At 73.8% G+C, this 13,985-nt stretch carries 12 protein-coding genes; 7 read left to right on the top strand and 5 right to left on the bottom strand.

Annotation, left to right across the window (positions count from 1 at the left end):
• The first annotated feature begins 17 nt into the window (after nt 1–17).
• The 4 genes from ACGFMM_RS01795 (at nt 18) to ACGFMM_RS01780 (ending at nt 5,623) form a co-directional block, all read left to right on the top strand.
• The gene (locus tag ACGFMM_RS01795; RefSeq protein ID WP_393642151.1) at nt 18–488 is read left to right on the top strand and encodes a quercetin 2,3-dioxygenase; all 471 of its coding nucleotides are present in this window, start codon (nt 18–20) and stop codon (nt 486–488) included.
• 96 nt (nt 489–584) lie between these two features.
• The gene (locus tag ACGFMM_RS01790; RefSeq protein ID WP_393642149.1) at nt 585–2,756 is read left to right on the top strand and encodes an acyl-CoA dehydrogenase; all 2,172 of its coding nucleotides are present in this window, start codon (nt 585–587) and stop codon (nt 2,754–2,756) included.
• An 8-nt stretch (nt 2,757–2,764) separates the two neighbouring features.
• On the top strand, nt 2,765–3,961 hold the full coding sequence (locus ACGFMM_RS01785; protein WP_393642147.1) for a lipid-transfer protein: 1,197 nt from the start codon (nt 2,765–2,767) through the stop codon (nt 3,959–3,961).
• Nucleotides 3,962–4,168: 207 nt separating this feature from the next.
• Nucleotides 4,169–5,623 (top strand): MFS transporter, encoded by a 1,455-nt coding sequence (locus tag ACGFMM_RS01780; protein ID WP_393642145.1) that lies wholly within the window; start codon nt 4,169–4,171, stop codon nt 5,621–5,623.
• Between the two features lie 4 nt (nt 5,624–5,627).
• On the opposite strand, the gene ACGFMM_RS01775 is transcribed toward ACGFMM_RS01780, so the two are convergent.
• The 5 genes from ACGFMM_RS01775 to ACGFMM_RS01755 form a co-directional block, all read right to left on the bottom strand.
• Nucleotides 5,628–7,250 (bottom strand): serine/threonine-protein kinase, encoded by a 1,623-nt coding sequence (locus ACGFMM_RS01775; protein WP_393642143.1) that lies wholly within the window; start codon nt 7,248–7,250, stop codon nt 5,628–5,630.
• A gap of 74 nt (nt 7,251–7,324) precedes the next feature.
• On the bottom strand, nt 7,325–7,930 hold the full coding sequence (locus ACGFMM_RS01770; RefSeq protein ID WP_393642141.1) for a response regulator: 606 nt from the start codon (nt 7,928–7,930) through the stop codon (nt 7,325–7,327).
• Nucleotides 7,927–9,096, bottom strand: a complete 1,170-nt coding sequence (locus tag ACGFMM_RS01765; protein ID WP_393642139.1) for a sensor histidine kinase — start codon at nt 9,094–9,096, stop codon at nt 7,927–7,929. Before ACGFMM_RS01765 ends, ACGFMM_RS01770 begins: the two co-directional genes overlap by 4 nt.
• Before the next feature lie 17 nt (nt 9,097–9,113).
• Nucleotides 9,114–9,833, bottom strand: coding sequence for an ABC transporter permease (locus ACGFMM_RS01760; RefSeq protein WP_393642138.1), 720 nt, complete (start codon nt 9,831–9,833; stop codon nt 9,114–9,116).
• Nucleotides 9,830–10,795: an ATP-binding cassette domain-containing protein gene (locus ACGFMM_RS01755; protein WP_393642137.1), complete on the bottom strand. Its 966-nt coding sequence runs from the start codon at nt 10,793–10,795 to the stop codon at nt 9,830–9,832. The genes ACGFMM_RS01760 and ACGFMM_RS01755 overlap by 4 nt, the downstream gene beginning before the upstream one ends.
• A gap of 272 nt (nt 10,796–11,067) precedes the next feature.
• Here ACGFMM_RS01755 and ACGFMM_RS01750 point away from each other — a divergent pair, with 272 nt between their 5' ends.
• Genes ACGFMM_RS01750 through ACGFMM_RS01740 form a run of 3 tightly spaced genes read left to right on the top strand, consistent with a single transcriptional unit; the run spans nt 11,068 to nt 13,975 of the window.
• Complete coding sequence (locus ACGFMM_RS01750) at nt 11,068–11,922, top strand: MaoC/PaaZ C-terminal domain-containing protein (protein WP_393642135.1); 855 nt, start codon at nt 11,068–11,070, stop codon at nt 11,920–11,922.
• Between the two features lie 24 nt (nt 11,923–11,946).
• Entirely contained in the window at nt 11,947–13,023 is a 1,077-nt protein-coding gene (locus ACGFMM_RS01745; RefSeq protein WP_393642133.1) for a Zn-dependent alcohol dehydrogenase, read from the top strand.
• Between the two features lie 10 nt (nt 13,024–13,033).
• Nucleotides 13,034–13,975, top strand: a complete 942-nt coding sequence (locus ACGFMM_RS01740; protein WP_393642131.1) for a 3-oxoacyl-ACP reductase — start codon at nt 13,034–13,036, stop codon at nt 13,973–13,975.
• Nucleotides 13,976–13,985: the final 10 nt, after the last annotated feature.

The following is a 13,985-nucleotide window of genomic DNA, read 5'->3' as shown; positions in this document are numbered from 1 at the left end:
GAGAGGAGGTCTCCCTCATGGCCGAGAAACTGGTGGCGCACAAGCCCGGGGAGGGCCGCTCGTACTGGGTGCTGGGCGGTCTGTACACGGTGAAGGTGGGGGCCGCCGACACCGGCGGCGCGATGACCGTCATGGAGATGACGCTGCGCGCGGGCATGGGCCCGCCGCCGCACACGCACGACTGCAACGAGACGATCTACATCCTGGAGGGACGGATGCGCTTCCGCCTCGGCGACGAGGTCGTGGAGGCGGGCCCGGGGTCCTTCGTGCACATTCCGGCGGGCGTCTGGGAGCAGCCGGAGCCGCTGGAGACGACCAAGATCCTGTCCGTGTACCAGCCGGGCGGCTTCGAGGAGTTCTTCGCCGAGGCGGGCGAGCCCGCTGCGTCGAACACGCTGCCTCCGATGCCCGACGGGCCGCCGAACGTCGCGCGGATCGCGGAGATCGGGGCGCGGTACGGGATGCAGGTGCGGGCGCCGGCGCTCTGAGCGGCTGGACGAGCGGCCGTACCTGAGGCCGCCCGCGCGGATTCGCGGTGCATCTGACCTTCCGTCAGATTGGAACGTGTTCTAGTCTGCCCTGCCATGGGCATCGCCATCACGCACGAACAGCGGGAGCTCGCCCGCGCCGTCCGCGGCCTGCTCGCCCGGGTCGCACCGGCCGAAGAGGTACGCAAACACCTCGACGTCCCCGGCACCGCCACCGTCCGCCCCGCCCACTGGGACGCGCTCGCCGGGCAGGGGCTGCTCGGGGTGCACCTGCCCGAGGAACACGGCGGCGGGGGCGGGACGCTCGTCGACCTCGCCGTGGTCCTGGAGGAGGCCGGGCGGGCCGTGCTGCCCGGCCCGTACCTGCCGCACGTCCTCGCCGCCGAGATGCTGCGCCGCGCCGGGCTCGGTGCGCTCGTCGCCGACCTCGCCGCCGGGCGGCGGACCGCGGCGGTCGCGCTCGGCACCGGCACGCTCGCCGCCGCACCCGACGGGGCCGGCGGCCTCCTGCTCAGCGGCGCCGCCCCGCCCGTGCTCGCCGGCGCGCAGGCGGACCTGCTGATCCTGGCCGCCGAGGGACCCGACGGGACCGTCTGGGCGGCCGTCGACGCCGACGCCCTCGCCGTCCGGGTCCACGACAGCGCCGACCCGACCCGCCCGACCGCCGAGGTCCTCGCCGACTCCGTCCCCGTGCCCCCGGACCGCGTCCTGCGCATCGGCCCCGGACTCGTCGGCGACCTCGCCGCCGTGCTCCACGCGGCCGACGCCTGCGGCACCGCCGGACGGGCCCTGGAGACGGCCGCGGAGTACGCGAAGGTGCGCGAGCAGTTCGGGCGGCCGATCGGGCAATTCCAGGGCGTGAAGCACCTGTGCGCCGAGATGCTCGTCCGCGTCGAGCAGGCCCGCGCCCTCACCTGGGACGCGGCGCTCGCCGCGGACGGCGCGCCCGACGACGCCCGCGCCCTGACCGCCGCGCTCGCCGCCTCCGTCGCGCTGGACGCCGCGTACACCTGCGCCAAGGACTGCATCCAGATCCTCGGCGGCATCGGCTTCACCTGGGAGCACGACGCCCACCTGTACCTGCGCCGCGCCGTCGTCGCCCGCCAGCTCCTCGGCGCCGGCGACGACCACCGCGCCCGCGCCGTCGCGCTCGCCGCCGCCGGCACGCGGCGCGCCCTGCGCCTCGACCTGCCGGAGGAGGCCGAGGCATACCGGGCCGAGGCCCGTACGGCCGTCGAGACGGCCCGCGGGCTCGACCCCAAGGCCGCCCGCCGCGCCCTCGCGCCCACCGGGCTCGCCGCCCCGCACCTGCCGCCGCCGTACGGGCTCGGGGCCGGGCCGGTGCAGCAACTCGCCGTGCAGCAGGAGCTGGCGGCCGCCGGTGTGACCCCGAGCGGGCTCGGCATCGCCACCTGGGTCGTGCCCTCGCTGCTCGCGTACGGGACCGCCGCGCAGCAGGAGCGGTACCTCGCCCCGACCCTCCGCGGCGACCTGCTGTGGTGCCAGCTGTTCAGCGAGCCCGGCGCCGGCTCCGACCTCGCCTCGCTGCGCACCCGCGCCGAGCGGACCGAGGACGGCGGCTGGCGGATCACCGGGCAGAAGGTATGGACGAGCGCCGCCCAATGGGCCGACTACGGGATCCTGCTCGCCCGGACCGACCCCGACGCCCCCAAGCACAAGGGCCTCACGTACTTCATCGTCGACATGAAGAACACGGCAGGCATCGACATCCGCCCCTTGAAGGAGATCACCGGGGACTCGCTCTTCAACGAGGTCTGGTTCGACGACGCGCCGCTGCCCGCCGACGCCGTCGTCGGAGAGGTCGACGACGGCTGGCGGGTCGCCCGCAACACCCTCGGCAACGAGCGGGTCCACATGGCCGACCAGGTCGCCTTCGACACCGGGCTCGAAGCGCTGATCGAACGGTCCGACCAGGTTGGGGAACCCGTGCGGGCACGGATCGGCGCGCTCGTCGCCGAGGCGCACGCGCTCGGCTGCATCGGGCTGCGCACCACCCTGCGCCAGGTGTCCGGCCTGGAGCCGGGCGCGGGGGCCAGCGTGCGCAAGCTCGTCCAGACCGGACACCAGCAGAAGCTCGCCGAGCTGACCCTCGAACTCCTCGGTCCGGCGGGCGCGGTGCGGGAGGGGGCGGGGGAGCGGGCCGTGCACGGGCTGCTGATGTCCCGCTGCCTGACCATCGCCGGCGGCACCACACAGGTCCAGCTGAACGTCGTCGCCGAGCGCATTCTCGGCCTGCCCAGGGACTGAAGGAGACCATGGTGAGCAAGGCGTACATCGTCGGCGTCGGGATGACGGACTTCGCGAAGCCCGAGACGCGCGACTGGCAGTACTGGGACATGGCGAAGGAGGCCGGCACCGCCGCGCTCGCCGACGCCGGCGTCGCGTACGGGCAGGTGCAGCAGGTCCCGGTGGGGTACTGCTTCCAGGCGTCGACCGCCGGGCAGCGCGCCGCGTACGAACTGGGGCTCACGGGCGTGCCGGTCTACAACATCAACAACAACTGCGCGACCGGCTCGACCGCGCTGATGATGGCCCGGCAGTTCGTCGAGGGCGGGCTCGCGGACTGCGTCCTCGCGCTCGGCTTCGAGAAGATGGCCCGGGGCGCGCTGGGCGGGGGCTCGGACGGCGGCGACTTCAAGACCTCGCCGGTGGCCCGGCACTACGGCGTGATGGCCGCGCGCCACGGCTTCGAGATGACCCCGCCCACCGCCCAGATCTTCGGCAACGCGGCCCGCGAGCACATGGACCGGTACGGGACCACCGAGGCGCAGCTCGCCGCCGTCGGCGCGAAGAACCACCGGCACTCGGCGGCCAATCCGCGCGCCCAGTTCCAGGACGTGTACACGGTCGAGGAGATCCTCGCGGCGAAGACCATCCACCGTCCGCTGACCAAGCTCCAGTGCTCGCCGACCTCGGACGGAGCGGCCGCGGCGGTCGTCGTGTCCGAGCGGTTCGCGGACCAGCACGGGCTGCGGGACCGGGCGGTGGAGATCGCGGCCCAGGCCATGACCACGGACACGGAGGAGTCCTTCGCCTCCGGCTCCTGCATCGACGTCGTCGGCCGGCCGATGTCCCGCGCGGCGGCCCGGCAGGTCTACGAGGCGTCCGGGCTCGGCATCGAGGACGTCGACGTCGTCGAGCTGCACGACTGCTTCTCCGTCAACGAGCTGCTGACGTACGAGGCGCTCGGCATGTGCGAGGAGGGCGCGTCCGGCAAGCTCGTCGAGTCCGGCGCGACGACGTACGGCGGCCGCTGGGTCGTGAACCCGTCCGGCGGACTGATCTCCAAGGGCCACCCGCTCGGCGCGACCGGCCTCGCCCAGGCCGCCGAACTCGTCTGGCAGCTGCGCGGCGAGGCGGCCGACCGGCAGGTCGCCGGCGCCCGGGTCGGTCTCGCCCACAACATCGGACTCGGCGGCGCGGCCGTGGTGACGATGCTGCGCAGGCCGTAGCGCCCGTCCGACGGCGGAATGCAGAGGCGGCGTCCCACTGGGGGAAGACCGGGGGACGCCGCCTCTCCTCAAAGACTCCGCGAGAGGGGGGTGTTGTGACATGAAAGGGGTGTCGCGAGCGTCACACCGGGCCGGGCGGCCTAGGTCCCTGGTCCCGGCCGGAGTGGGTCCGCGTTCCGATGTACGGGGCAGTCGGCGAGTGCGACCATGACGGTCATGGTCCCCTCCGAGCGCATCGCGTCCCCCGTCGCCGAGCAGCCCGCCCCCGTACGCCCCGACCCCCGCGCCTGGCTGGTCGTCCTGGCCGCCTGTGCCGGGCAGTTCCTCGTCGTGCTCGACGTGTCCGTGGTGAACGTGGCGCTGCCGTCGATGCGGGCCGACCTCGGGCTGTCGGCGCTCGGCCTGCAGTGGGTGCTCAACGCGTACACGATCGCCTTCGCCGGGTTCATGCTGCTCGGCGGGCGGGCCGCGGACCTGTTCGGGCGGAAGCGGATGTTCCAGCTCGGGCTCGGACTGTTCACCGTCGCGTCGGTGGCCGGCGGACTGGCCCAGGAGGGCTGGCAGTTGGTGGCCGCGCGGGCCGCCCAGGGCCTCGGAGCGGCCGTCCTCGCGCCCGCGACGCTCACCCTCGTCACCGCCGCCGTGCCCGCCGGGCCCGCGCGGACCCGGGCCATCGGCACCTGGACGGCGGTCGGCGCGGCCGGCGGCGCGGCGGGCGGTTTCGTCGGCGGCGTGCTGGTGGACCTGCTCTCCTGGCGCTGGGTGCTGCTCATCAACGTGCCGATCGGCGTGCTGGTGACGGCCGGAGCGGCGGTGTGGCTGACCGAGAGCCTGGCGGGCGGCGGCCGGCGGCTCGACCTGCCCGGCGCGGTGCTCGTCACCGGCGGCCTCGCGGCCGTCGCGTACGGCATCGTGCAGACCGAGGAGGCCGGCTGGGGCGCGCCGGCGACCCTGGTGCCGCTGCTCGGCGGGCTGGCGCTGCTGGGGGTGTTCGTCGCCGTGGAGGCGCGTACGGCGGCCCCGCTGATGCCGCTGCGGGTCTTCCGGTCGCGGGCGGTCGCGGCGGCCAACGTGTCGATGCTGGTGGTCGGTTCGACGTCGTTCGGCATGTGGTTCTTCATGACGGTGTACGCGCAGGGCGTCCTCGGCTACTCCCCGCTCCAGGCCGGGCTCGCCCTGGTGCCCAGCTCCGTCGCCGTCATCGTCGGCTCGAAGCTGGCCCCGCGGCTCATGCCGGTCATCGGGGCCCGCAGTCTCGCCGTCCTCGGCGCGCTGGTCGCGGCGACCGGCTTCGGCTGGCAGTCGACCATGACCGCCGACGGCTCGTTCCTCGCCACCATCCTCGGCCCCGGCGTCCTGATGATGGCGGGCATGGGCCTGGTGATCACCCCGCTCGCCTCTCTCGCCACCTCCGGCACCGCCCCCGGCGAGGCCGGCCTCGTCTCCGGCCTGGTCAACACCTCCCGCACCATGGGCGGCGCCCTGGGCCTCGCCGTCCTGTCCACGGTCGCCGCGTCCCGCACGGGCGGCCGTACCAGCCCGGAGGCCCTGACGGAGGGCTACGCCCTCGCCTTCCGCACCGCCACCGGCGTCCTCCTCGCGGCGACGGTGCTGATGCTGCTGTGGCTGCCGAGGCCCTCCGCAGCGAGCGACAAGGCGTAGCCGGTCAGCCGGCCTCGGCCCGCCAGATCCTGATGTCCCCGGTCATGAAAGCCAGGTGCGGCAGCGCCGTCGAGGTCACGTCGATCACGAGCAGGGCGATGTCCCCGGAAGGGTGCTTGACGCAGATCGCGCTGCCCTTCGACGCCCGGGCCAGCGGAATGCTGTGGACGGTGGTGCGGCCGAGGGCGGTCCGGCACGCCGCGTACGAGCCGCGCTGCCTGCCCGGCAGCAGGGTCATCACGCTGCTGCGGCTCTTCAGCGCACAACCGTCCTCGCAGAGGAGCCGGATGTCTCCCTTGCGGTCCTCCCGGCCCATCGGCTGGAACGGCTCGGTGAGGTCCATCGAGTTCTCGATGCCCAGCCACCAGGCGGGGTAGAGCTTGGCCTCCGGCGGTTCGGTACTCGTCGAGGAGTCCGGCGGCGTCTGCCGGGAGACCCCGGGGGAGGCGGAGCCGGCGGACGCCGAACGGCCGGGACCGGGGGCGTCGGCGGACGCCCTGGGACCGGGTGTCGACGACGCCGCCGCACGCCGGTCGAGGATCCGGCCCGTCACGTCCACGACCGTCCCCACGACTCCCGCCAGCAGCAGCAACGCCGCCGTCACGGCGACCGTCGTGATCAGAGTCGTACGTCGTCGGCGAGCCCGCTGTTCGCCGGGGCTCGTGGGCGGCGCGGGCCACGGCGGGGCGAACGGCGCCTGCGTGGCCACCGGGGTGGGGTGGGGCACCGGAGCGGGAATCGTCGCCTCCGGGCCCCTCAGCTCCTCCCAGAGGGCGGGACCCCCGCCGGCGTCGGCGTCCGGGCCCAGCCGCTGCCGGCACCAGTCGACGACCTCCGCCGGGGTGGCCCGCGCCTCCGGGTCGGCGGCCAGGCAGCGGGCGATCAACGGGCGGAGCTGCTCGGGCAGTCGGGACAGGTCGGGCTTGTCGTGCACGATGCGGTACAGCACGCCGGCCGATGAGCCCTGCCCGTACAGCGGCTCGCCGAGCGCTGCGAACGCCGCCGTCTGGCCGAGTGCGAACACGTCGGTCGCCGCGGTGACCTCGGCCCCGGAGGCCTGCTCGGGAGCCATGAACGTCGGCGTGCCGAGGACGGTGCCCGTGGTCGTGTGCGAGGTGGCGTCGGCGGCCAGCGAGATGCCGAAGTCGATCACCCGCGGTCCGTCGGCGGCCAGCAGGACGTTCGACGGCTTCAGGTCGCGGTGCACGATCCCCGCACCGTGGATGGCCTGCAGCGCCTCGGCCACGCCCGCCAGCATCCACAGCACGGCGGGCACCGGTAGCGGGCCGTGCCGCGCGACGACCTCGGCCAGCGAGGAGCCGGGGACGTACACCGTGGCGAGCCAGGGCAGGACGCCGTCCGCGTCGGCGTCGATCAGCTCCGCGGTGTACGCCCCCTTGACCCGCCGGGCCGCCCCGATCTCCCGGCGGAACCGGCTCCGGAGGGCCGGGTCGTCGGCCAGCTCGGGCCGGACCACCTTGATCGCCACCGGCCGCCCGCCGGGCGTGTGCGACAGATAGACCCGACCCATGCCGCCCGCGCCGAGCCGCGCGGCGAAGCGGTATCCGCCCACCTGGCGCGGATCGTCCTCCCGCAGCGGCTGGAACACCGAGGCCGTTTCTCTCATCAATCCCCCACGATCCCCTGATCAACGCTCGGTCGACCATGAAACCAGCCCGGGGCGCGCGGGGAATCGGCGGCTCAGAGCCAGCCCTGCTGTCGGGCCGCCCGGACCGCCTCCATGCGGTTGCGGGTGCCGGTCTTGCCGATGGCGGAGGACAGGTAGTTCCGTACCGTCGACTCCGACAGGTGCAGCGTCGCGGCGATGTCGGCGATCGTCGCGCCGTCCACCGACGCACCCAGCGCGTCGCGTTCCCGGGCGGTCAGCGGGTTCGGGCCGGCGCTCAGGGCGGCCGCGGCGAGCGCCGGGTCGATGACCGTCTCGCCCCGGAGCACCTTGCGGATCGACGCGGCGAGTTCCTCCACCGGGCCGTCCTTCACCAGGAAGCCGGCAGCCCCGGCCTCCATCGCCCGGCGCAGATAGCCCGGCCGGCCGAAGGTCGTCAGGATCAGGACCCGGCACTCCGGGACCTCCGTACGCAGCTCGGCCGCCGCGTCGAGGCCGCTGCAACCGGGCAGTTCGATGTCGAGCAGCGCCACCTCGGGACGGCTCGTCAGCGCCGCGTCCACGATCTCGTCGCCCCGGCCCACCTGGGCGACCACCTCGATGTCCGGCTCCATGCCGAGCAGCAGCGCCAGCGCGCCGCGCATCATGCCCTGGTCCTCGGCGAGCAGCACTCTGATCATTCGGCCGGCTCCAGCTCTCGCGACGCGGGGGTCTCCACGGGCAGTTCCGCGACGACCCGGAAACCGCCCTTCTCGGCCGGTCCCGACTCAAGAGTGCCGCCTGCGGCCGCGACCCGCTCGCGCAGCCCCGTCAGTCCGTTGCCGGACTCCGTCGCCCCGTCCGTGCCGCGGCCGTTGTCGGTGACCGTGAGCCGGACCCTCTCCATGCCGCCGGACACCTCGATCTCGCAGCGCGTCGCCCCGCTGTGCCGCAGCGCGTTGGTCGCCGACTCGCGGACCACCCAGCTCAACAGGGCCTCCGTCTGCGGCTCCAGCGGCGGCCCCGACCGCCGTACCACCGGCTCGATGCCCGCACCGGTCAGCGCGGACCGGGCCCGGTCCAGCTCCGTGCCGAGACTGCCCTCGCGGTAGCCGGTGACCGCCTCGCGGATCTCCGTCAGCGCCTGCCGGCCCACCGACTCGATGTCCACGATCTGCGCCAGCGCCGCGTCCACGTCCCGGGGCGCGAGCCGCCGCGCCGCCTCCGACTTCACCACGATCACCGACAGCGTGTGGCCGAGCAGGTCGTGCAGGTCCCGGGAGAAGCGCAGCCGCTCCTTCTCCACCGCCGTCCGGGCCAGCTCCTGCCGGGTGGCCCGCAGCTCCTTCACCGTCTCCGACAGGGCGAGCACCGCCGCCGTCACCATGGTCGAGATGAACGTGCCGTACGCGACGTTGATCGCGTCCCACCCGTCCCGCAGCCCCGCGACCAGCGCCGCGGTCGCACAGAGCGGGAAGGCGACCTGCGGCAGCCGCCGGCCCCGGGTCACCGAGCCGACCGCCAGGCCGAGCAGCGGGAAGAACAGCAGGTACGGGCCGCCGAAGGCGATCGCCAGGAAGAGCGTCACCGCCGCCATCGCGCCGATCAGCCACCAGGTGGTGCGGGACTCCCGCCGGCCCCGGTCGAAGGCCCGGAACACCACCGCGACGTAGAGGGAATTGAAGGCCAGGACGGCGAGGCTCCCCACGACCGGGTGCGGATTCTTCCCCTGGATCAGGTTGGAGACCGCGCCGATGCCCATCAGCAGCCACGGCAGCATCGCGAAGCCGTTCGGGGGCCCGAGCTCCTCCGGCGGGCGGACCCGTCCCGGCTTCCGGAATCTGCGCTTCGTCCTCTGCTGCGTCATGCCCGTCCCCCTCGGCCTCAGACCGTCCTGGCGGAACGACGGTACGAGAAGGCGGCGTACGTTCCGAAGAGCACGGCCCAGATCGTGATCACCGCCGTCGCGGCGAGCCCCGGCGCCGTGCCCTCCGTGACGGCCCGGCCCACCTCGGCGAACCGGTTGGTCGGGGTGAGCCCGGAGACCGCGCGCAGCCAGCCCGGGAACAGCTCGGACGGGAACCACAGGCCGCCGACGATCGCCAGGCCCATGTTGCAGGCCACGTTCACCACACCCGTGGTCTGGGGCGTCAGCCGGTAGCCGTTGCCGAGGCCGAGCAGCGTGAAGGGCAGCGAACCGAGCCACAGCACCACGGCCACCGCAGGCCACTGCCAAGCGTCCATCCGCACCCCGTTGACCAGCGCGCCCGCGGCCAGCACCGCGGCGATGGCGGGCAGGACGACCACCGAGCCGGTCAGGGCGCGGCCGGCCACCACCTGGCGCGGCGTCATCGGCGTGATCCGCAGCTGCCGCAGCCAGCCGATCGACTTGTCCTCGGCGACCCCGCCGCCCACCGAGAGCGCCGCGTTGAGCGCCCCGTACGCGGCCATGCCGACCATGGACGCGGTCTTCCAGCCGCCGGCGTCGTCCCCGAGGTTGGTGAAGAGCAGGTACATCAGCACCGGCACGGCCACGCTGCCGATGGCGAACCCGGTGTCGCGCAGCGTGCGGCGGACTTCGAGCTTCACGTACGAGGCGATCATCGGGCGTTCTCCAGGGTGCGCTGGTGGGCGGAGGTCAGGGACAGGAAGGCGTCGTTGAGCGAGAGCGGGGAGACTTCGAGGCCGCGGATCGCGTCGGCGGCGGCGAGCGCGCGGACGGTCGCGTCGGAGTCGTCGGTCCGCAGCCGGGCCCGGTCGCCGCGGATCTCCACCGAGGTCACCCCGGGGAGCAGTTCGAGCCCGTCGGAGGGGCGGCCGGCCAGGTCGACCGAGACCAGGTTGCCGCCCGTGCGGCGCTTCAGTTCCTCGGCGGTTCCGTCGGCGAGGACCCGGCCGTGGTCGACGACCACGATCCGGTCGGCGTACGCGTCGGCCTCCTCCAGGTAGTGGGTGGAGAACAGGACCGTGTTGCCGAGCCGGGCGTAGCCGCGCATCGCGTCCCAGAAGACCTGGCGGGCCTCCACGTCGAGCGCGGCGGTCGGCTCGTCGAGCACGATCAGCTCGGGGTTGCCGGCGAGGGCGACGGCGAAGCGGACGCGCTGGGCCTGGCCGCCGGAGAGCCGGTCGACCCGGCGGCCGGCGAACTCGGTGAGCCCGGCGAGCTCCAGGGCCTCGGCCACCGGCATCGGCGCGGGGTAGGCGCGGGCGACGAAGGAGACCAGCTCGCCGACGGTGACGCGGGGGACGGCGCGCCCCTCCTGGAGCATCGCGCCGACCCGGCCGGCCTCGACGGCCTTCGCGGGGGTGTCGCCGAAGAGCCGGACCCGGCCGCCGTCGGGCTCGTCCAGGCCGAGCAGCAGGCCGATCGAGGTGGACTTCCCGGCGCCGTTGCGGCCGAGGAGGGCGACGGTCTCGCCGCGCCGGATCGTCAGGTCGACGCCGTCGACGGCGCGTACCGCCCCGAAGGACTTGGTGACGCCCTCGAAGGCGACTGCGGGCTGTCCGGCGTCTGCGGACCGTACGGCGTCTGCGGACCGGACGGCGTCTGCGGGCTCGTTCGTCATGACCACGAAGCTACGGAGCGGGGGGCGGTGCGGGGCAGGCGTGGATGTACGGACTCGGCGGTGACAAATGTCCCGGGTGGGCCGCCGGGACGGTTTCTGACGTTGCGTCAGCAAGTCGGGGCGGGAAGGGTTCACAACTCCTGGCGCCTCGGCTATACATGGGTTCCACCGATCTAGAACGCGTTCTAGATGGTTCCTGTACGGCCTCGGTGCGGCCGACGGTGCGGACGGTCGCGCCGAGGTCTTCCACTCCCCCAAGGAGCAGCATCCACATGCCCATCGATGCCGCCAAGGCGGTCGCCGCCGAACCCCGCAGCGCCGAGATCGCCTGGGACCACAAGGACGTCCAGCTCTACCACCTCGGCCTCGGCGCGGGCGTCCCCGCCACCGACCCCGACGAGCTCCGCTACACCCTCGAGTCCCGGCTCCACGTCCTGCCCAGCTTCGCCACCGTCGCCGGCGCAGGAATGGGGGTGGTCGGCGGCCTGTCCGCGCCCGGCATCGACATCGACCTCGCCGCCGTGCTGCACGGCGGGCAGACGATCACCCTGCACCGGCCCATCCCGGTCCGTGGCCGCGCCGTGTCCACCTCCAAGGTCGCCGCGGTGTACGACAAGGGCAAGGCCGCCGTACTGGTGCTGCGCTCCGAGGCCGCCGACGAGGACGGCCCGCTGTGGACCAGCGACGCGCAGATCTTCGTCCGCGGCGAGGGCGGCTGGGGCGGCGACCGCGGCCCCTCCGCCCGCGTCGAACCGCCCGAGCGCGCCCCGGACCGGACCGAGGAACGCCCGGTCCGCGAGGACCAGGCGCTGCTCTACCGGCTCTCCGGGGACTGGAACCCGCTGCACGCCGACCCGGAGTTCGCCAAGCTGGCCGGCTTCGACCGGCCGATCCTGCACGGCCTGTGCACCTACGGGATGACGCTCAAGGCCGTCGTCGACACGCTGCTCGACGGCGACGTCGCGCGCGTCCGCTCGTACCGCACCCGTTTCGCCGGAGTGGTCTTCCCCGGCGAGACCCTGCGTATCCGGATGTGGGCCGGGGAGGGCCGCGTCCAGGTGTCCGTGACGGCCGCGGAACGGGACGACGCTCCGGTCCTCGCCGACACCGTCGTCGAACATTCCTGAGGAATTCCTGAGGGGAGCCGCACCATGCGCGCAGCCGTACTGCACGAGATCGGTCAGGACAAACTGGAGGTCCTCGACGACGTCGAGGCCGTGGGCTTCGGCCCGGGCAAGGTGCGGATCCGGGTCAGGGCGACCGGACTGTGCCACTCCGACGTGTCGGCGATGAGCGGCGTGCTGCCGCAGCCGGCGCCGTTCGTCCCCGGCCACGAGGGGGCCGGGGAGATCGTCGACATCGGCGACGGGGTCACCGGACTCGCCGCCGGCGACCGGGTCCTGCTTTGCTGGCTGCCGGCCTGCCGGGTCTGCGCGGCCTGCAAGCGCGGCCAGACGCAGCTGTGCCTGGCGGGCTTCATGAACGCCGGCGTGCCCAACTTCAAGCGGCCTGGCGGGGACGTGTTCGGCTTCGCCGGCACCGGCACCTTCACCGAGGAGGTCGTCGTCGACGCGGGCTGCGCCGTGCCGATCCCCGACGACGTGCCCTACGACATCGCGGCCCTCATCGGCTGCGGGGTGACCACCGGCCTCGGCGCGGCGATCAACACGGCGAAGGTGACCGCCGGTTCGTCGGTCGCGGTCATCGGCTGCGGCGGCGTCGGCATCTCCGCGATCCAGGGCGCCAAGCTCCAGGGCGCGGCACAGATCGTCGCCGTCGACCCGGTCGAGTCCCGGCGGGAGGCCGCGCTGCGGTTCGGCGCGACGGAGGCGGTCGCGCCGGACGCGCTGGCGGACGCCAAGCAGCGGGTGACGGCCGGCGAGGGCTTCGACTACGTCTTCGAGGTGGTCGGCAAGTCCGCCACCGCGCGCACCGCGTACGACACCACCCGGCGCGGCGGCACGCTCTGCGTCGTCGGCGCGGGCGCCCTCGACGACAACCTGCAGCTCAACATGTTCGAGCTGTTCTTCGACGAGAAGCGGATCCTGCCGTCCATGTACGGCGGCGGGGACGTCCTCACCTCGTACGAGCGGGCCATCGCGCTCTGGCGGGCCGGCCGGATCGACCTGGAGTCGCTGATCACCCACCGGGTGCCGCTCTCCGGGATCAACGAGGCGATCGACCAGATGCGCACGGGCGCCGCGCTGCGCACGTGCATCGAGATCTGAGGAGCCGGGTGTGACTTTGCCACTGGAGGGCCTGAGCGCGATCGTCACGGGCGCGGGCCGAGGGCTCGGCCGGGCCGAGGCGCTGGAACTGGCCCGGCTCGGCGCGGCCGTCGTCGTCAACGACTACGGACAGCCGGGCCGGGACGGCTCGGGCACGGCGTCGGCGGCGCCGGCGGAGGAGGTCGCGGAGGAGATCCGCGCGGTGGGCGGCCGCGCGGTCGCCCACCTCGGCGACATCGCGGACTTCGAGACCGCCCGCGGCCTGGTGGACCTGGCCGTGGACGAGTTCGGGAAGCTGGACGTCCTGGTCAACAACGCGGGCATCCTGCGCGACCGGATGGTCTTCTCGATGACCGAGGACGAGTGGGACTCGGTGATCCGGGTCCACCTCAAGGGCCACTTCAACACCACCCACTTCGCGGCGGTGCACTGGCGCGGCCGGGCCAAGGCGGGGGAGACCTCCGTCTACGGCCGGATCGTCAACACCTCCTCGGAGGCGTTCCTGGCCGGCTCGGCGGGCCAGCCCAACTACGCGGCGGCCAAGGGCGGCATCGTCGGCCTGACGACGTCCACGGCGCTGGCCCTGGCGAAGTACGGGGTGACCGCCAACGCCATCTGCCCGCGGGCCCGGACCAGGATGACCGAGGACGTCTTCGCCGGCTTCGCGGAGCCGGAGGCGGGCGAGCTGGACCCGCTGTCCCCCGAGCACGTGGCCCCGCTGGTCGGCTACCTGGCGAGCCCGGCGGCGTCCGGGGTGAACGGCCAGCTCCTCGTCGTGCACGGCGGGATGGTGGCCGTGGTGGACCGGCCGAAGGTGGCGGCCAAGTTCGACACCGCCAAGTCCGCCTTCACCTACGAGGAACTGGACTCCCTGCTGTCCCCGCACTACGCCGGCCGGCCTGACGGGGAGACGTTCGCGGCGGCGGAGATCCTGGGGCTGAAGCACGGGTGAACTGAGTACC

This window comes from Streptomyces sp. NPDC048604 (assembly GCF_043199435.1).
Lineage (GTDB): Bacteria > Actinomycetota > Actinomycetes > Streptomycetales > Streptomycetaceae > Streptomyces.
This window is presented reverse-complemented; position numbering and strand designations above follow the sequence as displayed.

Excerpts from the sequence above, each read along its gene's own strand:
- ACGFMM_RS01760 (WP_393642138.1), bottom strand. The coding sequence starts at position 9,833 with ATGATCGCCTCGTACGTGAAGCTCGAAGTCCGCCGCACGCTGCGCGAC.
- ACGFMM_RS01795 (WP_393642151.1), top strand. The coding sequence starts at position 18 with ATGGCCGAGAAACTGGTGGCGCACAAGCCCGGGGAGGGCCGCTCGTAC.
- ACGFMM_RS01745 (WP_393642133.1), top strand. The coding sequence starts at position 11,947 with ATGCGCGCAGCCGTACTGCACGAGATCGGTCAGGACAAACTGGAGGTC.
- ACGFMM_RS01780 (WP_393642145.1), top strand. The coding sequence starts at position 4,169 with ATGACGGTCATGGTCCCCTCCGAGCGCATCGCGTCCCCCGTCGCCGAG.
- ACGFMM_RS01790 (WP_393642149.1), top strand. The coding sequence starts at position 585 with ATGGGCATCGCCATCACGCACGAACAGCGGGAGCTCGCCCGCGCCGTC.
- ACGFMM_RS01770 (WP_393642141.1), bottom strand. The coding sequence starts at position 7,930 with ATGATCAGAGTGCTGCTCGCCGAGGACCAGGGCATGATGCGCGGCGCG.
- ACGFMM_RS01765 (WP_393642139.1), bottom strand. The coding sequence starts at position 9,096 with ATGACGCAGCAGAGGACGAAGCGCAGATTCCGGAAGCCGGGACGGGTC.
- ACGFMM_RS01785 (WP_393642147.1), top strand. The coding sequence starts at position 2,765 with ATGGTGAGCAAGGCGTACATCGTCGGCGTCGGGATGACGGACTTCGCG.
- ACGFMM_RS01775 (WP_393642143.1), bottom strand. The coding sequence starts at position 7,250 with ATGAGAGAAACGGCCTCGGTGTTCCAGCCGCTGCGGGAGGACGATCCG.
- ACGFMM_RS01755 (WP_393642137.1), bottom strand. The coding sequence starts at position 10,795 with ATGACGAACGAGCCCGCAGACGCCGTCCGGTCCGCAGACGCCGTACGG.
- ACGFMM_RS01750 (WP_393642135.1), top strand. The coding sequence starts at position 11,068 with ATGCCCATCGATGCCGCCAAGGCGGTCGCCGCCGAACCCCGCAGCGCC.